The following is a 20,131-nucleotide window of genomic DNA, read 5'->3' on the forward strand; positions in this document are numbered from 1 at the left end:
GTACCTTCCATTTTTACAATCACGCGCCGCGCGCCGGTGGCATGATGACCTTCTCTTCATTCATCAGGAGCACAACATGATCAAGGGTTTACGCACCGTCACCTATCCCGTCCCCGACCTGGACCAGGCCAAAGCCTGGTACAGCCAGGTATTCAATACCGCTCCGTATTTCGACCAGCCCTTCTACGTCGGCTTTGCCATCGGCGGCTTCGAGCTGGGCTTGCTGCCGGATGGCCAGCCGGGCACGCAGGGCAGCGTGACGTACTGGGGCGTGGAAGGCATCGAGCAGGAAGTCGAGCGCATCGTGGCGCTGGGCGGCAGCCTGCACCATCCGATCACGGACGTGGGCGACGGCATCCGCACGGTGGAATTGCTCGACCCTTTCGGCAACCAGATCGGCCTGATCGACAATCCCCATTTCGATACCAGCAAAGTCGTCTAAGCGGCTTCACCTTGCAGCCAGACGCGGAACTGCTGCAAGGCCAGTTTCTCGTGCGCCGCCTCGGGCGTGATCAGGTAATACGCGCGCTGGCCACGCAGTGGGCGCTCGCATGCGATGCGCAATTCGCCACGCGCCAGTTCCGCCTCGACCAGCATACGCGGCAGCAAGACCACGCCCTGCCCCTGCACGGCCGCCATGGCCAGCATGGAAAACAGCTCATAACGGGCGCCATAGCGCGCCTCTTCCCCATCGACCTGCATGGCGTCAAACCACTGGCGCCAGGCGCCCGGACGCGTACTTTGCTGCAACAAGGTCAGTTCCAGCAAATCCTGCGGCTGCCAGGCGCTGCGCGCCGCCAGCAGGCGGGGGCTGGCGACGGGTACGATTTCTTCATGCATGAGCAAGGTGGCGCGCGTGCCGGGCCAGCGCGCCAGCTGCTCGGGCGTGCCCGCGTACAGGGCGCCGTCGTATTCCGTATCGGCAAACATGAACGGTTTCGTGTAGGCATCGATGTGCACGACGATATCCGGCTGCAAGCCCGCCAGCGACGACAGCCGCGGCATCAGCCAGCGCGTGGCAAACGTGGGCACCGAGGCCAGCTGCAAGGCGCCGCCACCGCCCTGGCGCGCCATGGTGTCGAGCGTGTCGCGCTCGAGGCCATCAAGGCGGGCCGCGATCTGCCGCGCATACGCGGCGCCGGCGCTGGTCAGCAGTACGCCGTGGCGCGTGCGCTGGAACAGCTGCACGCCAAGAAAGCTTTCCAGGGACGATATCTGCCGCGACACGGCGCTTTGCGTCAGCGACAATTCGCGCGCCGCATGCGTGTAGCTCTGGTGGCGGGCGGCCGCCTCGAAGCAGTTCAGGGCTTGCAGCATGGGAATTTTGCGTGACATGGGGTATCCGGCCGGCGAAAAGATCTTAGTATGCCGCAAGATATGCGCAACACGCATGTCTGGGTGCGAAAAAATCGTTTGCGCAAGGCTAGGCAAAAACCTACCATGAGCCATATTCAATCTTGCGCCGATCACCGGCGCTCACCTGCGAGGCCTGTGATGAGCAAAACCGTATTCGACTGGAATTCCCCCCTGCTGCTGGAAGAACAACTGACGGGCGACGAACGCGCCGTGCTGGAAGCGGCCCGCGACTATTGCCAGGGCAGCCTGGTGCCGCGCGTGCTCGAATCGTTCCGCCACGGCCGCACGGATGCGGCCATCTTCCGCGAAATGGGCGAGCTGGGCTTGCTGGGCACGACCATACCCGAAGAATACGGCGGCGCCGGCCTGAACTATGTCTGCTACGGCCTGGCCGCGCGCGAAGTCGAGCGCGTCGATTCGGGCTACCGCTCGATGATGAGCGTGCAATCGTCCTTGGTGATGGTGCCGATCAATGCCTTCGGCAACGAAGAAACCAAACAGAAATACCTGCCGAAACTGGCGACGGGCGAATTCATCGGCTGCTTCGGCCTGACGGAACCGAACCACGGCTCCGACCCTGGCAGCATGGTCACGCGCGCCCGCAAGGTGCCGGGCGGCTACAGTATCTCCGGCGCCAAGATGTGGATCACCAACAGCCCGATCGCCGACGTGTTCGTCGTCTGGGCCAAGGACGATGAAGGCGCGATCCGCGGCTTCGTGCTGGAAAAAGGCTGGAAAGGCCTGTCGGCGCCGGAAATCCACGGCAAGGTCGGCTTGCGCACCAGCATCACCGGCGAAATCGTCATGGATGAAGTGTTCTGCCCGGAAGAAAACGCCTTCCCCGACGTGCGCGGCTTGAAAGGCCCGTTCACTTGCCTGAACAGCGCCCGCTACGGCATCGCCTGGGGCGCGCTGGGCGCGGCCGAAGACTGCTACCTGAAAGCCCGTCAGTACACGATGGATCGCCAGCAATTCGGCCGTCCGCTGGCCGCGAACCAGCTGGTGCAAAAGAAACTGGCCGACATGCTGACGGAAATCACCATGGGCTTGCAGGGCTGCTTGCGCCTGGGCCGCATGAAGGATGAAGGTTCGGCCGCCGTGGAAATCACCTCCATCATGAAGCGCAACAGCTGCGGCAAAGCACTGGACATTGCCCGCATGGCGCGCGACATGATGGGTGGCAACGGCATTTCCGACGAGTTCGGCGTCATCCGCCACCTGGTCAATCTGGAAGTGGTCAACACCTACGAAGGCACGCACGACGTGCACGCGCTGATCATCGGCCGCGCCATCACCGGCATCGCCGCCTTCAGCAACTGATGGACGCCTTCGCCTCCACCCTGCGGCCTGCGCCGTTGACGGGCTTGCGCGTGCTCGACCTGTCGCGCGTGCTGGCCGGCCCGTGGGCCGGGCAAATGCTGGCCGACCTGGGCGCCGACGTGGTCAAGGTCGAACAGCCGGGCCGCGGCGACGACACGCGCTCCTGGGGCCCGCCCTACCTGAAAGATGCAGATGGCCGCGACACGGCCGAGGCGGCCTATTTCCAGTGCGCCAACCGCAACAAGCGCTCCCTGTGCATCGACCTGGCCGCCCCCGAAGGGCAAGCGCTGGTGCGCAAGCTGGCTGCCGAATCAGACGTGCTGCTGGAAAATTTCAAATTGGATGGCTTGAAGCAATATGGTTTGGACGCGGCCAGCTTGCTGGCGCTCAACCCGCGCCTCGTCTACTGCTCCATCACGGGCTTCGGCCAGGATGGGCCGTACGCGGCGCGCGCCGGCTATGACTTCCTGATCCAGGGCATGGGCGGCTTGATGAGCATCACGGGCGTGCCCGATGGCCAGCCGGGCGCCGGACCGCAAAAAGTGGGCGTGGCGCAGACGGACATCCTGACGGGCCTGTACGCCACCATCGCCGTGCAGGCGGCGCTGGCCGAACGGGAACGCTCTGGCCTGGGCCAGCATATCGACCTGGCCTTGCTCGACGTGCAAGTGGCGGCGCTGGGCAACCAGGCGGCCAACTACCTGTGCGGCGGCAAGGTGCCGCAGCGCATGGGCAATGCCCATCCGAACATCGTGCCCTACCAGGATTTCCCCACGGCCGATGGCGACATGATTCTGGCGATCGGCAACGATGGGCAGTTTTCGCGCTTTTGCGCCGTCGCCGGCCACCCGGAATGGGCGCAGGACGAACGCTTCGCCACCAATCCGCAGCGCGTGGCGCACCGGGCCATCCTGATCCCCTTGATGCGCCAGACCACGGTCATGCGCACGACGGCCGAGTGGATCAGCGCGTTCGAGGCGCAAGCCGTGCCCTGCGGTCCCGTCAACCGCATCGACCAAGTCTTTGCCGACCCGCAAGTGGTGGCGCGTGGCTTGAAAGTGGAGATGCCGCATCCGACGGCGGGCACGGTGGCGCTGGTGGCCAATCCCGTGCGCCTCTCAAGCTCGCCGGTGCAATACCGCTTGCCGCCGCCATTGCTGGGGCAGCATACGCAGGAAGTGCTGCAGCAGTGGCTGGGATTGGACAGTGCGGAAATTGACGGCTTGCGCGAGCGCAAGGTGGTGTAAACGTTGGTCGCCTGGACGTAGGTCGGATTAGCGCTTGCGCGTAATCCGACTTGCACAGCCAACAATGTGTCGGATTACGCGGCGCCGCCGCTAATCCGACCTACGATTCTATTTACTTGAGTACCAGTTTCAACGCCGGCTTTTCGCCATAATCGTCATAGCGCTCATTGATGCCGGCGATACAGAACGTGATTTCTTCCAGCAAGTCCGGCACTTGCGCCTTCATGCTTTCTGCGTCCTGCACAACAATCTCGAGCACTTCGTTCGGTTTCAAACGAAACTGCGTCATGTTTTCATCGTCGCGCAAATAGCTGAGGCAATCGACCCAGGCATCCATGCTGTTGCCGTAGAACTCGGGGAAACCGAAGGCTTGCACGCATTGCGCGTGAAAACTCGCTTCGTCGCTGATGTCTTTTCCATTCAGGATGGCAGTGGCCATATTTTCCTCAGTTCTTCAGCGACAGCACGTCCTGCATGTCGAACAGGCCGGTCGGCTTGTCGGCCAGGAAACGCGCGGCGCGCAGCGCGCCGTGGGCGTAGGTGACACGGCTGCTGGACTTGTGGCTGATCTCGATGCGCTCGCCGATGCCGGCAAACAGCACCGTATGGTCGCCCACGATATCGCCGCCGCGGATGGTGGCAAAGCCGATGGTCGACGGGTCGCGTTCGCCCGTCACGCCTTCGCGGCCGTAGACGGCGCATTCCTTCAAGTCGCGGCCCAGGGCGCCGGCCACCACTTCACCCATTTGCAGGGCCGTGCCCGACGGCGCATCGACCTTGTGGCGGTGATGCGCTTCGATGATTTCAATGTCATAGCCTTCGGACAGGCTTTTCGCGGCCAGTTCCAGCAGCTTCATGGTGACATTCACGCCCACGCTCATGTTCGGCGCGAACATGATGGCCGTCTTTTCGGCGGCGGCGGCAATGGCGGCCTTGCCAGCGTCATCGAAACCGGTGGTGCCGATGATCATCTTGATGCCGTGCTCGGCGCAATACGCCAGGTGCTGCAAAGTGCCTTCGGGGCGCGTGAAGTCGATCAGGTAATCGGCGCCGGCCAGGCCGGTAGCCAGGTCGGACTCGATCAGCACGCCGGCAGGCTTGCCGAGGAAGGCGGCGGCATCCTGGCCGACGGATGGCGAACCGGCACGGTCGAGCGCGCCGGCCAGCACGGCGTCGGGCGCGTTGCTGACGGCTTCGATCAGGATATGGCCCATGCGGCCGCTGGCGCCAGCGATGGCAATTTTCAGTTCAGTCATTTTATTCTCTACAGCAACTTATTTGGTGGGTTCGGCAGCAGGTGCAGGTGCGGGCTCGGCGGCAGGCGCCGTTGCGGGTGCGGGCGCAACGTCAGGCTTGCTCACAGGAATGGCAGGGGCGGCATCGGCCGGCACCGGCACGGCGCTTGGCGCCACGGGCGATGGAACGACGGCGGCAGGCACGTCGGCCTTGGCAACCTTGGCAAATGGCGACGGACCGGCGATACGGTCGATGTATTCTTTCTCCGTCGGCAAGTTGCCGCCTTCGAAACGTTCCACTTTGCCATCCTTGCCGAAGTACACGACCACGCGGCTGCTGGTGGTTTCGCCACTGCCCCGGGCCAGGCGGAATGGGTAATCCCAGCGGTCGGCATGGAAGATATCGGTCAGCAGCGAGGTGCCGAGGACGAAACGCACCTGGTCGCGCGTCATGCCCACTTTCAACTGGGCCAGCATCTCTTCGGAGACAAAGTTGCCTTGTTGAATGTCAGGACGGTAGGGCGAGAAAAACCACATGAATTTTTGCAGCGGCGTGATGGTGGTCGTTTGTGCGCCCTGTTCGGGAACCACTTCCTTGCCTTCTTTTTGAGCAGCTGCCGGCTTTTCGCCAAGAATGCCACGGCTGGCGCAGCCGGACATGGCCAGCGCGACACACACCATGCCTGCCACGACTGGTGCTCGGAATGAAATACGGTGCCAGAGAGATGGCAATACAGCCGGTGTTACGCGCATAAATGACCTCAATTTGATGAACAAAACGCCAGGAGTGACCGGCCCGCCAAAAAATGCATATTTTGGCACTCCCCGACAAAACGCTATATGATAAAGCACCTGACCCACATACGAGCAACAAACATGAGTAACAATCCTAGTGATCTCAAGGCAAGCGGCCTGAAAGCCACCCTGCCACGGCTGAAGATACTCGATATCTTCCAGAGTAGCCCGGTACGCCACCTGACCGCGGAAGACGTCTACAAGATTCTGCTGGCCGACAATATGGATGTCGGCTTGGCAACTGTCTACCGTGTCCTGACCCAATTCGAACAAGCCGGATTGCTCAACCGCAACCATTTTGAAACCGGCAAGGCGATTTTCGAACTCAACGAAGGCTCCCACCACGACCACCTGGTGTGCCTCGACTGTGGCCGCGTCGAAGAATTCTTCGACGAAGAGATCGAAATCCGCCAGCAAAAAGTGGCTGAAGAGCGCGGCTTCAAGATCGCCGAACACGCGCTGGCCATCTACGGCAACTGCACCAAGACGGCTTGCCCGCACAAAACGGCCTGACCCAGGCTTGCCGCTCCCACGGGGCGGCTGGCTTGGCAGGCAGTACGGTCAATGATGGCTCAGTGCGTTCGACAGCAACTTGGCCGTAATATCGACAATCGGGATGACGCGCTCGTAAGCCATGCGCGTCGGTCCGATCACTCCCAACGTTCCCACGATCTTGCCGTTGACTTCATACGGCGCCGTCACCACGCTCATTTCATCCATCGGCACGAGCTTCGATTCGCCGCCGATGAAAATCTGCACGCCCGTCGCCTTGCTCGACACGTCGAGCAGCTGCATCAAGCCCGTTTTTTGCTCGAACATGTCGAACATCTGGCGCAGCGAATGCATATTCGATGACAGATCGCTCACGCTGAGCAAGTTGCGCTCGCCGGAAATCACCATGTCGTCGCTATGGTCGGCCATCGCTTCGCTGCCCGCCTCCACGGCAGCCTGCATCAGGCTGCCCATATCGTCGCGCAACTGGCGCAGTTCGCCCTGCAGGCGCACGCGCACGGCGTCGAACGACAGGCCGCCATAATTCTGGTTGATGTAGTTAGCCGATTGCACCAGTTGCGCCGGCGTATAGTCGGCCTCCGTCAGCAATAGGCGGTTCTGCACGTCGCCGCCGGGCGCGACGATGACAAGCAGGATGCGTTTTTCGGACAGGCGCAGAAATTCGATTTGCTGGAACACGGATTCGCGGCGCGGGCTAAGCACGACGCCGGCAAACTGCGACAGCGACGACAGCATCTGCGCCGCGTTGGCGATGGTCTTTTGCGGCTGCGGCGTCTGCAGGCGCATGCGCGACTCCACCATATGTTCGTCCATATGCTGGACCGTCAGCAAGGTGTCGACAAAGATGCGGTAGCCGCGCGGCGTGGGGATGCGTCCGGCCGAGGTGTGCGGGCTGGCCACATAGCCGAGCTCTTCCAGGTCGGCCATGATGTTGCGGATCGTGGCCGGCGACAGGTCGAGGCCGGATATTTTCGACAAGGCGCGCGAACCGACCGGCAGGCCGTCGGCGATATATCGCTCGACCAGGGCTTTCAGCAGTGTTTGGGCACGTGTATCGAGTTGCATGGTGTCTTAGTTAAGCAAGTATTTTGTTAAGCAAGCGGCAACGAAAGCGGCCGAACGTGCATCAACAGCGCCTATTATGCACGTTCGCCCGTCCAGCGGCGATCAATCTTCCAGTTGTCCTTGCAGCCACAGCAGCAATTCATCGAAGTTGGCGCAGATGGCGTCGGGCTGCACGCCGGCGGCCAGGTGGGCGTCGCTGCCCTTGCGGTTCATCCACACGGCACGCATGCCCGCCCCTTGCGCGCCCGTCACGTCGAAGTATAAATCGTCGCCGACATACACAGCTTCATGGGGCGCCACGCCCAACGCGGCGCAGCCGGCCAGGAAGATGCTGGCATCGGGCTTGGCCACGCCGAAATCGCTGGCGGCAATCGATACCTTGAAATGCTGCGCCAGGCCGATAATTTCAAGATCCGCATTGCCATTCGAAATCGAACCGACCAGCATGCGCTGGCCCATCCAGGCCAGGCCAGGCAAGACATCGTCATATGGCTGCACGCGATGGCGCGCCGCCATGAACTGCGCGATGGCGCCATCGACGAGGGCCGGATCCTCGCCCGCCGCCTCGAAGGCGGTCAGCAGGCCCGCGCGGCGCAGCTCGATCAGGTTGCCATGGAAATGCGGTTGTTCATTCAGCATGGCCAGACGGTGCTGGCGCAGCACCTCGATGGAAAACTGCTGCGCCACCTTGGGCGCATGCGCGGCCAGCCAGTCGTGCAGCAAGGTTTCGGCGGCGGCAATCACGGGCGCGATGGGCCACAAGGTATCGTCGAGGTCGAACAGGATGGCCTTGGGCGGCACGGCAGGTTTTACAGGAGCAAGAGACATGGGATTCACGGTGGATGCCGCGCCACAGTGCGCAGCCTGCATCTATTGTCGCATTGATCGCCACAGCCAGCATGGCTGCGCCCCCATGAAATGGGGCCGGGCCAGCGCTTCCCGGCGAAAAATTGTTACAGGGTGATACAAGGCAAGATCATCGAGCTTGCCAGATAGACTAAAATAGGCGCCATTCCAATGCGGCGCCAGCGTCCGCGTTGCGCTACCCAACCTAATTCGTTTTGGAGAATGTATGAAAAATTTGTACCTGCGCTCGATGCTGGCGGCGGCTTGCGCCGTCACATTGGCGGCTTGCGGCGGCAGCGGCGGCAACCTGTATCTGAGTGGCCAAGTCTCCAATCTGGCAAAAGATGGCCTGATTCTCCTGAACAATGGCGAACGCTTGCCGGTCTCCGCAGGTCAGACTTCCTTTGTTTTCACCAAGCTGGTCAACACCGATGACCGCTACGACATCAGCATCGCACAACAGCCCAAAGGCGCCGTGTGCACGATTACCAATGGCGCAGGCAAGGCATCGAGCTATACCGTGACCACGGCCTTCGTCAGCTGCCAGACCAATTCCTATCCGCTGAGCGGCACGATCACGGGCCTGACCGCCGACGGCTTGACCTTGGCCATTGGCAATACCACCACCAGCCCGCTGAAAGGCAGCACGAGCTATACGTTCCCGAATGTCAATGACGGCATCGCCTACAATATTTCCATAGCGACGTATCCAGCTGGCCTGACGTGCAGCTTCGTGGGCTCTGCCAGCGCCAACGGCCGCGATGTCGTCGGCACCATGGGTTCAGCCGCCACGACCGGCGCCACACTGAACTGCACGGCGCAGTAAGCCACGCGATTCGTCACCACTATATTGGAGAAATACATGAAGTTATCCTGCCTGCGTCCACTCGCCGCGCTGCTGTTGACCCTGGGACTGGCTGCTTGCGGCGGCAAGGCCTCGTATGATGTCAGTGGCACCATCACCAACCTGAACACCAACGGCCTGGTCCTGGCCAACGGCGGCGTCAACCTGCCCGTTAGCGCGGGCCAGACCTCGTTTACCTTTGCCAAACGCATCGACTATGGCACCGACTACAACATCACCGTGCAGACCCAGCCAGCCCACATGACTTGCGCCATCAGTGGCGGAACCGGTTCGGCAGGTCACTACCTGAGCATCCAGGCGGCAGTCGTGTGCACGCAAAATAGCTACACGGTAGGCGGCACGGTCACTGGCCTGACCGCCGACGGCCTGGTCCTGATCAACGGCAATGCGCAAACCTCGGTGGCCAAGGACAGCACGACCTTTACTCTGGGATCGCGCGTTGCCGACGGCGACACGTATGGCATCAGCATATTTACCCAGCCAACGGGCCTGAAGTGCAGCGTGGCACCCAACACGGGCGTCGGCACCATGGGTGAAGCGAACGTGACCACCGTGCAAATCGCCTGTAATCCGGGCTAAGGTCGTGACGCTGGCAGCCGCGGCGCGGCTGCCAGGGAGAGATATCATGGAAATCTATAGTTGATATTCCAAAGATAAATTGGAGTTATATGTGGCGATGCAGCATAATGCATCTGTCTCCTCCAACTCTTCCAAGAATTGGATTTAGCCCGCTTTCACCAGCGGGCTTTTTTTTTGCCCAATTCCTCAAGCCGGTTTGCTCAAGCCCGGCTGCAGCATCTGCACGATGCTGGAGAAATCCTGCTGCGCATACCCGGCTTGCGCATGCATCTGGTACAGCTGGCGCACCAGGCCGCCCAAGGGCGTGGGCGCGTTCGCCGACAGGGCCGACTGCTGCGCCAGGCCCAGGTCTTTCAGCATCAGCGCCGTGCCGAAGCCGCCAGTGTAATTGCGCGACGCGGGCGTGCCGTCCATGACACCGGGCCACGGGTTGTACACTTCCAGGGTCCAGTTACGGCCCGAACTCTTGGCCATGATGTCGGACAACACTTTCGGATCGAGGCCGTGCGCCACACCGAGGTTCAGCGCCTCGGCCGTGCCCGCCATCAGAATACCCAGCAGCATGTTGTTGCAAATCTTCGCCACCTGGCCAGCCCCCGCCTCGCCAGCATGGAAGATGTTCTTGCCCATCTTTTCCAGTAAAGGCCGCGCCTGCTGCAAGGCCGCTTCGCTGCCGCCGACGATAAAGGTCAGCGTGCCGGCAGCCGCACCGGCCGTGCCGCCCGAAACGGGCGCATCGATCATGGCAAAGCCCCGCTCGCTCGCCGCCTGCGCCACCTGCCGTGCCACGTCGGCGGCGATGGTGCTGCAATCGATGAACAGGGCACCGGGCTTGGCCGAGTCCAGCACGCCGCCGGACGCCAGGTACAGTTCCTGCACGTGCTTGTTGGCTGGCAGCATGGTGATGACGGCATCGGCCGTCTGCACGGCCGCGCTGGCGGACGCGGCCGCCGTGGCGCCCGCCTCGACGAGGGACGCCACTGCCGCCGGCGCCAGGTCGAAGACGGACACGTGGAAGCCGGCGGCCACCAGGTTGCGGGCCATCGGCGCGCCCATGTTGCCCAGGCCGATGAAAGCGATATGTTGCATGTTCTTGTCTCCCAATTCTTTAATGTAGATCGGCCAATGGATGCTGTGTCCACGGCGCGGCAAAATACTCGTCCAGATACGCATCGCCGACCTCAGCCAGACTGGCTGGCTGCCAGCGCGGCGCGTTGTCCTTGTCGATCAGCAAAGCACGCACGCCTTCGCTGAAATCCCCATGAGCGCAGCATTGCACGGCAACGATCAATTCCAGCTGGAACACTTGCGCCAAACTCATGTGGCGCGTGCGCTCACGCATGGCCCAGACCAATGCGGCCGAGCTGGGGGCGCCCTTGTCCAGCGAGTGGGCCGCCTTTTGCAGCCATGCCACATCGCCGTCATAGGCGGCAATGGCGGCCACCACTTCGGGCAAGGTGGGCGCTTGCGTCAGCGCGGCGATGGCATCGAAGTTGGCGCGCACTTCGGAGACGGGCAGCATGGATGCGGGGGCCGAGAAACCGCGCAGCAAGCGGTCCAGCTGCTCGCTGTTCGCCTGCGAACTGGCTTGCCATTGCGCCAGCGCCAGAGAGTCGAGCACCATGGCGCGCTCTTCCTGGCGCAGGAAATAGTCGCCGAGACCGGTGAACAGGGCGTCGGTCGCGTTCATCGGCGCACCCGTCAGCCCCAGGAACAGGCCGCTGCGGCCCGGCATGCGGCCCAGGAACCAGCTGCCGCCCACGTCCGGGAACAGGCCGATGGTGATTTCCGGCATGGCGATGCGCGTGCTTTCCGTCACGACGCGGTGGCTGGCGCCCGCCATCAGGCCCAGGCCGCCCCCCATGACGATGCCGCCGCCCCACACCAGCAGCGGCTTTACGTACGTATGGATGCGGTGGTCGAGCCGGTATTCCTCGGCAAAGAAGGCCAGCGCCTGCGGGTTCGGCACGACACCGGGCTGCTCGGCAACTGCCGAGCGCAAGCTGCGCACATCGCCGCCCGCGCAAAAGGCCTTGTCGGTCGACGATTGCAGCACCACGCAGGCGATGGCCGCGTCACTGGCCCAGCGCACGAGGGCGCCATCGATGGCGCGTATCATGTCCAGCGTCAATGCATGCAAGGATTTCGGCGCATCGAGGGTGATGACGCCCAGCTTCATGCCACCGGGACAGTCACGCTCCTCCAGTTTCACTGTTTCAACCAAGGTTTCAGCCATTGCGCCACTCCGCCGGACGTTTTTCCAGGAACGCTTGCACGCCCTCTTTCTGGTCTTGCGTATCGAACAGGCCGAGGAACAGGGTGCGCTCGTCGGGCAGGGAATTGACCAGGGGACGGCTGCGCGCGCCCTGGATCAGGGTCTTGCACGCCGTCACGCTGCTGGGGCTTTGGCGCGCCACCTTGGCGGCCAGGGCAAGGGCCGTGGCGGCAGCCTTGCCGGTTGGCACGACTTCCTCGACGAGGCCGATGGCCAGGGCCTTGGCTGCATCGACGCGCTCGCCGCACAGTATCATGCGCTTGGCCCAGCCTTCGCCCACCAGCCACGGCAAGTGCTGCGTGCCGCCCGCGCACGGCAGCAAGCCGACCGATGCTTCCGGCAAGGCCATCTGCGCGTGTTCTTCCGCGATGCGGATGTCGCAGGCCAGCGCGCACTCAAGTCCGCCGCCCATGGCATAGCCATTGATGGCGGCAATACTGACGCCGCGAAACGCGGACAGCGCCTCGAACGCTTGGCCAAAGGCGGCGGCCATGGCGAAGGCCGTGTCCTTGTTACCGTCGGCAAATACGTTCAAGTCGGCGCCGGCCGAGAAGAACTTGGCGCCGCCGCCCGTGATCACGAGCGCGTACACGTCCGGGTCGGCATTCAGGTCAGCCACCAGCTGCGTCAGCGCGTTCAGGCTGGCCAGGGTCCACGTGTGGGCGGGCGGATTGTCGAGGGTCACCAGGGCCGTGTGGCCACGGCGTTCCAGCAGTAAATTTGTATATACTTTGCTCATCGTAAGGTCTCCGTGGCGCCGTCTTTCAAAATCGCTCGCGCGACGATCAGGCGCATGATTTCATTCGTCCCTTCCAGGATCTGGTGCACCCGCGTGTCGCGCACGTGGCGCTCGAGCGGGTACTCGCGGATATAGCCGTAGCCGCCATGCAATTGCAGCGCATCGTTGGCCACATTAAAACCCACATCCGTGGCGAAACGCTTTGCCATGGCGCAATACGCCGTGGCGTCCGGGCTTTCCTGGTCGAGTTTCCAGGCCGCCAGGCGCACCATCTGGCGCGCCGCCACCAGTTCCGTCAGCATGTCGGCCAGCTTGAATTGCAAGGCCTGGAATTGCGCCAGCTCGCGGCCGAACTGCGTGCGCTCCTTCATGTACGCTTGCGCCCGGCTCAAGGCCGCCTGCGCCGTGCCCACCGAGCACACGGCGATATTGATGCGCCCGCCATCGATGCCCTTCATGGCGATGGCAAAGCCTTCGCCTTCCGCGCCCAGCAAGTTGGCTGCCGGCACTTTCACCTGGTCGAAACTGATGATGCGCGTGGGCTGGCTGTTCCAGCCCATCTTTTCTTCCTTCTTGCCATACACGATGCCGGGCAAATTCGCCGGCACGGCAAACGCGGAAATGCCGGCCGCGCCCTCGCCGCCGGTTCTCGCCATGACGATCAGCATGTCCGTCTGGCCCGCGCCCGAAATGAAGGCCTTGGTTCCATCCAGCACATAAAAGTCGCCATCCCTGACAGCTTTCGTGCGCAAGGATGCCGCGTCGGAACCCGACTGCGGTTCCGTCAGGCAATAGCTGGCCAGCTTCTGGCCGGCGGCCAGGGCCGGTACCCATTCGTCGCACAGGGCTTCCTGCCCCCAGCGCGACAGCATCCAGGTGGCCATGTTGTGAATCGTGATGTAAGCCGTGGTCGAGGTGCAACCACCGGCCAGCTCTTCAAACACGATGGCCGCGTCCTGGCGGGTGAGGCCCAGGCCGCCCCAGCGCTGCGGCGTGTACAGGCCGCAAAAGCCCATCTCGCCCGCCTTGGCGATGGTTTCCACAGGGAAAATCGATTCCGCGTCCCAATGGGCCGCGTGCGGCGCCAGTTCGCCTTCGGCAAACGCGCGCGCCGCCTGCTGGAACTCGCGCTGCTCGTCGCTCAGTTCAAAGTCCATGCCAGCTCCTTATTTGAGGCTGATGGTGGTGTTGACCTTGCCCACCGAGGCCGCGTCCGTAAACCAGCGCTGGGTAATCGTTTGCGTCTGCGTGTAAAACAGCACGACTTGCTTGCCGAAAGGGCCCAGGTCGCCCAACTTGGAGCCGCGCGAACCCGTAAAGCTGAACAGGGGAACGGGCACGGGAATGGGCACGTTGATGCCGACCTGGCCCACGTCGATTTCTTCCTGGAAGTAGCGCGCGGCCGCGCCGCTTTGCGTAAACAGCGCCGTGCCATTGCCGTTCGGATTCGCGTTCACGAGGGCGATCGCTTCACCCAGGGTGTCGACTTCGACGACGATCAGGACGGGTCCAAAGATTTCCTGGTCATACACGACCATGCCGGGTTTCACGCCGGACAGAATCGTCGGTCCCACGAAGTTACCGTTCGGATAGCCATCGACTTTCACGTCGCGGCCATCGAGGGTCAGCACGGCGCCCTGTTCGATGCCCTTGGCGACGAGGCTATGCACGCGCTCCTTGGCGGCGCAGGAAATGACGGGACCGAGGTCGGGATTGTCCTTGCCCGCGCCCACGGTCAACGTTTGCGCCTTGGCGGCCAGTTCCGGCAGCCACTCGCGCGCTTCGCCCACCAGCACGGCGACGGAGGCGGCCATGCAGCGCTGGCCGGCGGCACCGAAGCCCGCACCCAGCAACTGGTTCAAGGTCTGTTCTTTATTTGCATCCGGCAAGACGACGGCGTGGTTCTTGGCGCCCATCATGCATTGCGCGCGCTTGCCGTTCAGGCTGGCGCGCTGGTACACATGCGTGCCCACCTTGCTCGAGCCCACGAACGAGATCGCCTTGATGTCCCGGTGGTCGCACAGGGCGTTGACGACGTCTTCGCCGCCGTGGATCACGTTCAGCACGCCAGCCGGGATGCCCGCCTGCAAGGCCAGGCGCACGAGTTTTTCCGTCACGAGCGGGTCTTGCTCCGATGGTTTCAACACGAAAGTATTGCCGCAGGCAATTGCCATCGGGAACATCCACAGCGGGATCATGGCGGGGAAATTGAACGGGGTAATGCCGGCGCACACACCCAGCGGCTGCATCACGCTGTAGGTATCGACGCCGCCGGCCACGTTTTGCGCGTATTCGCCCATTTGCAACGTGCCGATATTGGCGGCATGTTCCACCACTTCCAGGCCACGGAAGACGTCGCCTTCCGCGTCGAGCAAGGTCTTGCCCTGTTCCATCGTCAAGGTGGCGGCCAGGTCGGCCATGTTTTCGCGGATCAGCTGCTGCAATTTGAGGAAAATGCGGGCGCGCGCGCCGATCGGCGTCTTGCGCCAGGTTTTGAAGGCGCGCTGGGCCGAGGCGATGGCCGCGTTGACTTCGTCCGGCGTGGCAAACGGCACCTTGGCCAGAACTTCCTGCGTGGCCGGGTTGACGACGTCGCGCCAGACGGTGGTTTGGGATTCAACCCACTCGCCGTTGATCAACAGTGGAACGGTCGGAATAGTGTTTTGCGTGGTCACTCGGTGTCTCCTCATTGGGGTATAGGTCTGTTTGCATTATTCGCACAACCGCCGCCGCGAACAAGGCGTGAAAATGCGAGATAATGCAAAGCTGAATCTGTTAATCTGCAAAGATTGTAAATTTGCAGACTCCACAAACCGGGGAAGAGGAAACGCGATGGCAAAGGTTTTCATGGGCGTGCGCCTGCAGCGGCTGCGCGAGGAACGGCGCATGACGCAGGTGGCGCTGGCCAAGTCCCTGGGCATTTCCCCCAGCTACCTGAACCAGATGGAGCGCAACCAGCGTCCGCTGACGGTGCCTATTTTGCTGCGCATCGGCACGGTGCTGGGGGTCGATCCGCAAATCTTTTCCGAACACGACAGCGCCAGCCTGGTGGCCGACGTGCGCGACGTGTTCGGCGAATTGCCGGACGCGCCGCCCACCTCGATGGCGGAACTCAAGATGCTGGTGGAAAACATGCCGGAACTGGCCCGCTCGATTTTGCTGCTGCAGCGGCGCTACCGCGTGATGGCGGAGCGGGCCGATACCCTGGCCGCGCGCCTCGACGACGGCAGCCGCGGCGCCAGCTCGGCGGCCCCGTCCACGGACGAGGAAGTGCGCGAATACCTGAACCGGCGGCAAAACTACATCGATGAACTGGACCGGGCGGCGGAACTGGTGGCGGGCGAACTCGATCCCGCCCTGCGCACGCTCGACGCGCTGCAAGGCCGGCTGCAGGAACGCCATGGCATCGCAGTGCGCTTGTCCGATGGCGACGCGGGCATGGTGCGCAAGCACCGCTACGACGCCCAGCAACAGATTTTATGGCTGCCCGACACTCTGACGGGCGGCCAGCGCGCCTTCCAGATGGCGGCGCAAATCAGCCTGCTCGAGCACAGCGACTTGATCGACGCTCTCGTGCTGGCGGCGGGATTGTCCGGCGCGGCCGCGCAAACGGGCGCGCGCCTGGCGTTCTCGAATTATTTTGCGGGCGCCCTGCTGATGCCGTATCAGCGCTTCCTGCAGGCGGCGGAAACGCGCGCCTACGATATCGAGCGCCTGGCGCACCAGTTCGGCGTGGGCTTCGAAGCCGTGTGCCACCGCCTGAGCACCATGCAGCGCCCCGATGCGGCGGGGCTGCCGTTTTTCTTCGTGCGGGTCGACCGCGCGGGCAATGTCTCGAAGCGCCAGTCGGCCACGGACTTTCATTTCTCGAGAGTGGGCGGCACCTGCCCGCTGTGGATCGTCTACGACGCCTTCAGCCATCCGGGCCAGGTGCTCACGCAAGTGGCCAGCATGCCGGACGGCTGCACCTATCTGTGGATCGCGCGCCAGGTCAGCACGGCGTCGCCGGGCTTTCGCGCACCGGGCAAGACGTTTGCCGTGGCGCTGGGCTGCGACATCTCGCAGGCGCACCGGCTGATCTATTCAAAGGGACTCGATCTGCACGATCCTTCCAGCGCCACGCCGATCGGCACGGGCTGCAAGGTGTGCGAGCGCCAAAGCTGCCCGCAGCGGGCGTTTCCGTCGCTGCTGGCGCCGCCGCCAGCGTCAGCCTGATTTACTCGACGACCCGGGCGCGCAGCGCGTCGAACTCGCTCGCAAACTCCACGCGCCAGTCGCGCCGCGTGGACTCGTCTATCCAGGCCGCGTCCAGGCCATTCAACATGAAGCCGCGCATGTCGTCGAGGCCGAAGCCGAATTCGCGCATCATCATCCAGGCGCCCGTCGGCGTCACGTGGTGCAGGGTCGGATCGTCCGTGTTCGGATGCAGTTTCAGGCCCAGCTTGGCCATGGCGCGAATCGGGTGATCGAGCGCCCAGCGCTCGGGCGCCAGGGTGCGCAAGTAATACGAATTGGTCGGCACGACCGTAAATACGAGACCGCGCTCCACGCAGCGCTGCGCCAGTTGCGGATTGTCGACGATCGTATAGCCATGGTCGACCCGGTCCACCCGCAGCTGTTCGATGGCCGTCTCCACGTTCATCCACGGCATGCCGAATTCGCCCGCATGCGCCGTGCATTTGAAGCCGGCTGCGCGCGCGGCGCGGTAGGCTTCGATGAAGAGTTCCGGCGGGCGGTCGTTTTCACGGTAGTCGATGCCGATGCCGATGACTTCCGGCGCGCGGTAGGCCTTCATCCATTCCACCATCTGCACGGCTTCGGCGGGAGCCGCTTCGCGGTCGATGCTGGGGATCAAACGGCCGATCACGCCGAAGTCGCGCTGCGCGTCGCGGATGGCGGCCACGATGGCGTCTTGCGCCGATTCGTAACGGATGCCCGACACGCGCACGGTGCCGGTCGGGTTCCAGAAAAACTCCGCATAGCGCACGCCGTGGCCATGCGCGTCTTCCAGATATTCGTAGGCCAGGCAATACAGATCGGTCGGCGAGACGATCAGGTGCGCGTCGAGCGCGCGCAACACGCGCAGCACGCCGACGGGCTTGTCGCCGCGCGTATAGAACGCGTCGATTTCCTCGGGGGTGACGACATTGCCCGTCTTGGCGGCCAGCGCGCGGAAGGTTGCCTGGCGCACCGTGCCGAACAAATGGCAATGCAGCTCCACTTTCGGCATGGCGCGTAAAAACTGTTCGATGCTCAGGGGGGAATTAGACATGAAGCTCGTTTCGTAATGAAGTGGATCAGGCGAGAATGCCGGTCAGGCGCTGCATCAGCAACGCGATGGCGGCCGGCCCGTCGGCCAGCATCGCCACCTGCGTGTTGATGGTGGCGCGGCGCGGCACGCGAAACTCGCACACCGTCATGCCGCGCGTCAGTTCGCCCGTCAATTCGATGGCCACGTGGGCGCTCTGGAACTGGAACAACTGCGGCGCTTCCAGGTACAGCGCCACGACGGGGTCGTACATGGGCATGGGCACGGAACCGTCGGTACTGCGGATGCGCACATACGCTTCCAGGTAGCCGGACAAAAGCTGCGCGCGCGGCGTGCCGATGGCGCGCAGCTGCCGCACTTCCGCATTCGTCACCAAGAGCTGGCGGCACAGGTTCAAGCCGAACATGCGCAGCGGGATGCCGGCCTTGAACACCTGGGCGGCCGCTTCCGGATCCGCATAGATATTGAATTCGGCCGCCGCCGTGTGGTTGCCCTGGTCGGTCGAGCCGCCCATCAAAATGATTTCGACGATTTTTTCGGCGATGTCGGGCGCGCGGCTCAAGGCGGTTGCCAGATTCGTCATCGGCGCAATCGCCATGATGGTGATCTGGCCGGGATGCTTGCGCACGGCGGCGATCAGCGCATCGACGGCGTGGCCGGCAGCGTCCGTGGCGGCGCCGGGCGGCAGGATCTCGCCCGTCGTCGGCATGCCGCTGTCGCCGAGGATGCGCTGCGCCGTTTCGATGACGCCGGCCAGCGGCTGGTCGCAGCCGCGGTAGATCGGTACCGCCAAGCCGTCATGGGCCTTGATGCGCAAGGCGTTGTCGTAGGTGATGGCGACGGGCGCATTGCCCGCCACCACGCTCACGCCCAGCCACTCGATATCGGGATTGCTGCCCAGGAGCAGCATCGTCAGCCAGTCGTCGAAACCGGGATCGGTATCGAGCCAGATTTTTTTCAAGGGTTTGTCCATGATGGTTCCAAACGAGGTTAGGCACCCAGCCACAGGGCGCTGTCGGCCGGCAGCACGAAGGAGACGGCCGTGCCTTCGCGCCAGGCGGCGCCGCCGGCCGCGCAAATGCCCTTGACCTGGCCCAGCGGCGTTTGCAGCAGGTATTCAACGGTGTCACCGAGGAAGCCGCGTGCCAGCACGGTGCCCGGGTATTGGCCTGCAACGTCGTCGGCGGCACAGACGCGCACCTTGTCCGGACGCCAGCCCAGCACCGTGGTGCCGGCGGCGACGGGAGACGTATACGGCAGGCTGGCGCCAGCGTGGTGCAGCGCGCCGTCGCGGTAATCGAACAGGTTTTCAAAACCCATGAAGTTGGCAACGAAGCGCGTCGACGGCGTGTTGAACACGGCTTCCGGCGCGGCCAGTTGCTCGATGCGCCCGCCGTTCATGACGACGATGCGGTCGGACAGGGCCAGCGCCTCTTCCTGGTCATGCGTCACGTACAGCATGGTGATGCCCAGTTCGCGCTGGATGCGGCGCAGCTCGGCGCGCATCTGCACGCGCAGCTTGGCGTCCAGGTTCGACAGCGGTTCATCGAGCAGCAGCAGGGCCGGTTCGACGACGATGGCGCGCGCCAGCGCCACGCGCTGCTGCTGGCCGCCCGACATCTGCGCCGGCAAGCGCGTCTCGAAACCGGTCAGGCCCACGGCGGCGATCACGGCTTCCACTTTCGTTTTCAGCAGGGCCGGCGCGACCTTGCGCAGGCGCAGGCCAAAGGCGATGTTGTCGTACACGTTCAGGTGCGGGAACAGCGCATACGACTGGAAGACCATGCCGATATTGCGCTTGTTCGGCGCCAGCTTGCCGATCTCGCGGCCGTCCAGAATGATGCGGCCCGACTGCAGCGGTATCAGGCCGGCAATCGCGCGCATGGTGGTGGTCTTGCCGCAGCCGCTGGGGCCCAGCAGGGAAATCAGTTCGCCCTGCTCGACGTGCAGGTCCAGGTCTTTCACGGACGTCGTGTTCTTGGCGTAGCCGAGGTTCAGCTTGTGCAGTTCCAGATAACTCATGGTGT

21 protein-coding genes are annotated in these 20,131 nt (G+C 63.3%); 7 read left to right on the top strand and 14 right to left on the bottom strand.

Going from position 1 to position 20,131, the window contains the following annotated elements:
- The first annotated feature begins 76 nt into the window (after positions 1–76).
- Positions 77–442 carry a VOC family protein gene (locus CLU90_RS16485; protein ID WP_100428420.1) on the top strand — a complete coding sequence of 122 codons (366 nt, stop codon included), beginning with the start codon at positions 77–79 and terminating at the stop codon, positions 440–442.
- On the opposite strand, the gene CLU90_RS16490 is transcribed toward CLU90_RS16485, so the two are convergent.
- Positions 439–1,335: a LysR substrate-binding domain-containing protein gene (locus tag CLU90_RS16490; protein WP_175539243.1), complete on the bottom strand. Its 897-nt coding sequence runs from the start codon at positions 1,333–1,335 to the stop codon at positions 439–441. The genes CLU90_RS16485 and CLU90_RS16490 overlap by 4 nt on opposite strands.
- A 159-nt stretch (positions 1,336–1,494) precedes the next feature.
- On the opposite strand from CLU90_RS16490, the gene CLU90_RS16495 reads away from it, so the two are divergent.
- Together CLU90_RS16495 and CLU90_RS16500 are read left to right on the top strand one after the other, a co-directional pair.
- Positions 1,495–2,676, top strand: a complete 1,182-nt coding sequence (locus CLU90_RS16495) for an acyl-CoA dehydrogenase (RefSeq protein ID WP_100428421.1) — start codon at positions 1,495–1,497, stop codon at positions 2,674–2,676.
- Positions 2,676–3,923, top strand: a complete 1,248-nt coding sequence (locus tag CLU90_RS16500) for a CaiB/BaiF CoA transferase family protein (RefSeq protein WP_100428422.1) — start codon at positions 2,676–2,678, stop codon at positions 3,921–3,923. Before CLU90_RS16495 ends, CLU90_RS16500 begins: the two co-directional genes overlap by 1 nt.
- 112 nt (positions 3,924–4,035) lie before the next feature.
- Here the strand turns inward: CLU90_RS16500 and CLU90_RS16505 are convergent, their stop codons facing one another.
- The 3 genes from CLU90_RS16505 to CLU90_RS16515 are packed head-to-tail and all read right to left on the bottom strand — an operon-like array spanning position 4,036 to position 5,839.
- Complete coding sequence (locus CLU90_RS16505) at positions 4,036–4,362, bottom strand: barstar family protein (protein ID WP_100428423.1); 327 nt, start codon at positions 4,360–4,362, stop codon at positions 4,036–4,038.
- 7 nt (positions 4,363–4,369) lie between these two features.
- Entirely contained in the window at positions 4,370–5,179 is an 810-nt protein-coding gene (dapB, locus tag CLU90_RS16510) for a 4-hydroxy-tetrahydrodipicolinate reductase (protein ID WP_092711959.1), read from the bottom strand.
- A gap of 18 nt (positions 5,180–5,197) precedes the next feature.
- A complete protein-coding gene (locus CLU90_RS16515) occupies positions 5,198–5,839 on the bottom strand; it encodes an outer membrane protein assembly factor BamE (protein ID WP_232731392.1) in 642 nt (213 codons plus the stop codon).
- 195 nt (positions 5,840–6,034) lie between these two features.
- Here CLU90_RS16515 and fur point away from each other — a divergent pair, with 195 nt between their 5' ends.
- Entirely contained in the window at positions 6,035–6,466 is a 432-nt protein-coding gene (gene fur, locus CLU90_RS16520; RefSeq protein ID WP_034745717.1) for a ferric iron uptake transcriptional regulator, read from the top strand.
- Between the two features lie 48 nt (positions 6,467–6,514).
- Here the strand turns inward: fur and hrcA are convergent, their stop codons facing one another.
- Positions 6,515–7,531 (bottom strand): heat-inducible transcriptional repressor HrcA, encoded by a 1,017-nt coding sequence (gene hrcA, locus CLU90_RS16525; RefSeq protein ID WP_092711961.1) that lies wholly within the window; start codon positions 7,529–7,531, stop codon positions 6,515–6,517.
- 102 nt (positions 7,532–7,633) lie between these two features.
- Positions 7,634–8,359 carry an HAD family hydrolase gene (locus CLU90_RS16530; RefSeq protein WP_198511228.1) on the bottom strand — a complete coding sequence of 242 codons (726 nt, stop codon included), beginning with the start codon at positions 8,357–8,359 and terminating at the stop codon, positions 7,634–7,636.
- A 244-nt stretch (positions 8,360–8,603) separates the two neighbouring features.
- On the opposite strand from CLU90_RS16530, the gene CLU90_RS16535 reads away from it, so the two are divergent.
- Positions 8,604–9,203: a hypothetical protein gene (locus CLU90_RS16535; protein WP_100428425.1), complete on the top strand. Its 600-nt coding sequence runs from the start codon at positions 8,604–8,606 to the stop codon at positions 9,201–9,203.
- A 36-nt stretch (positions 9,204–9,239) separates the two neighbouring features.
- A complete protein-coding gene (locus tag CLU90_RS16540) occupies positions 9,240–9,821 on the top strand; it encodes a hypothetical protein (RefSeq protein ID WP_092711965.1) in 582 nt (193 codons plus the stop codon).
- Between the two features lie 186 nt (positions 9,822–10,007).
- On the opposite strand, the gene mmsB is transcribed toward CLU90_RS16540, so the two are convergent.
- Genes mmsB through CLU90_RS16565 form a run of 5 tightly spaced genes read right to left on the bottom strand, consistent with a single transcriptional unit; the run spans position 10,008 to position 15,510 of the window.
- Positions 10,008–10,910, bottom strand: coding sequence for a 3-hydroxyisobutyrate dehydrogenase (mmsB, locus tag CLU90_RS16545; RefSeq protein ID WP_100428426.1), 903 nt, complete (start codon positions 10,908–10,910; stop codon positions 10,008–10,010).
- Positions 10,911–10,929: 19 nt separating this feature from the next.
- Positions 10,930–12,057 carry an enoyl-CoA hydratase/isomerase family protein gene (locus CLU90_RS16550; RefSeq protein WP_100428427.1) on the bottom strand — a complete coding sequence of 376 codons (1,128 nt, stop codon included), beginning with the start codon at positions 12,055–12,057 and terminating at the stop codon, positions 10,930–10,932.
- Positions 12,050–12,835 carry an enoyl-CoA hydratase gene (locus tag CLU90_RS16555; protein ID WP_100428428.1) on the bottom strand — a complete coding sequence of 262 codons (786 nt, stop codon included), beginning with the start codon at positions 12,833–12,835 and terminating at the stop codon, positions 12,050–12,052. Before CLU90_RS16555 ends, CLU90_RS16550 begins: the two co-directional genes overlap by 8 nt.
- On the bottom strand, positions 12,832–13,992 hold the full coding sequence (locus tag CLU90_RS16560; RefSeq protein ID WP_100428429.1) for an acyl-CoA dehydrogenase family protein: 1,161 nt from the start codon (positions 13,990–13,992) through the stop codon (positions 12,832–12,834). The genes CLU90_RS16555 and CLU90_RS16560 overlap by 4 nt, the downstream gene beginning before the upstream one ends.
- 9 nt (positions 13,993–14,001) lie before the next feature.
- Positions 14,002–15,510 (bottom strand): CoA-acylating methylmalonate-semialdehyde dehydrogenase, encoded by a 1,509-nt coding sequence (locus CLU90_RS16565; protein WP_232731230.1) that lies wholly within the window; start codon positions 15,508–15,510, stop codon positions 14,002–14,004.
- A 157-nt stretch (positions 15,511–15,667) separates the two neighbouring features.
- On the opposite strand from CLU90_RS16565, the gene CLU90_RS16570 reads away from it, so the two are divergent.
- On the top strand, positions 15,668–17,050 hold the full coding sequence (locus CLU90_RS16570; RefSeq protein WP_100428431.1) for a short-chain fatty acyl-CoA regulator family protein: 1,383 nt from the start codon (positions 15,668–15,670) through the stop codon (positions 17,048–17,050).
- Position 17,051: 1 nt separating this feature from the next.
- Here the strand turns inward: CLU90_RS16570 and CLU90_RS16575 are convergent, their stop codons facing one another.
- The 3 genes from CLU90_RS16575 to CLU90_RS16585 are packed head-to-tail and all read right to left on the bottom strand — an operon-like array spanning position 17,052 to position 20,126.
- Complete coding sequence (locus CLU90_RS16575; RefSeq protein WP_100428432.1) at positions 17,052–18,107, bottom strand: adenosine deaminase family protein; 1,056 nt, start codon at positions 18,105–18,107, stop codon at positions 17,052–17,054.
- Between the two features lie 25 nt (positions 18,108–18,132).
- The gene (locus CLU90_RS16580; protein WP_232731231.1) at positions 18,133–19,077 is read right to left on the bottom strand and encodes a nucleoside hydrolase; all 945 of its coding nucleotides are present in this window, start codon (positions 19,075–19,077) and stop codon (positions 18,133–18,135) included.
- Positions 19,078–19,094: 17 nt separating this feature from the next.
- The gene (locus tag CLU90_RS16585; protein ID WP_100428433.1) at positions 19,095–20,126 is read right to left on the bottom strand and encodes an ABC transporter ATP-binding protein; all 1,032 of its coding nucleotides are present in this window, start codon (positions 20,124–20,126) and stop codon (positions 19,095–19,097) included.
- Between the last annotated feature and the right edge of the window lie 5 nt (positions 20,127–20,131).

This window comes from Janthinobacterium sp. 67, assembly GCF_002797895.1.
Lineage (GTDB): Bacteria > Pseudomonadota > Gammaproteobacteria > Burkholderiales > Burkholderiaceae_D > Janthinobacterium.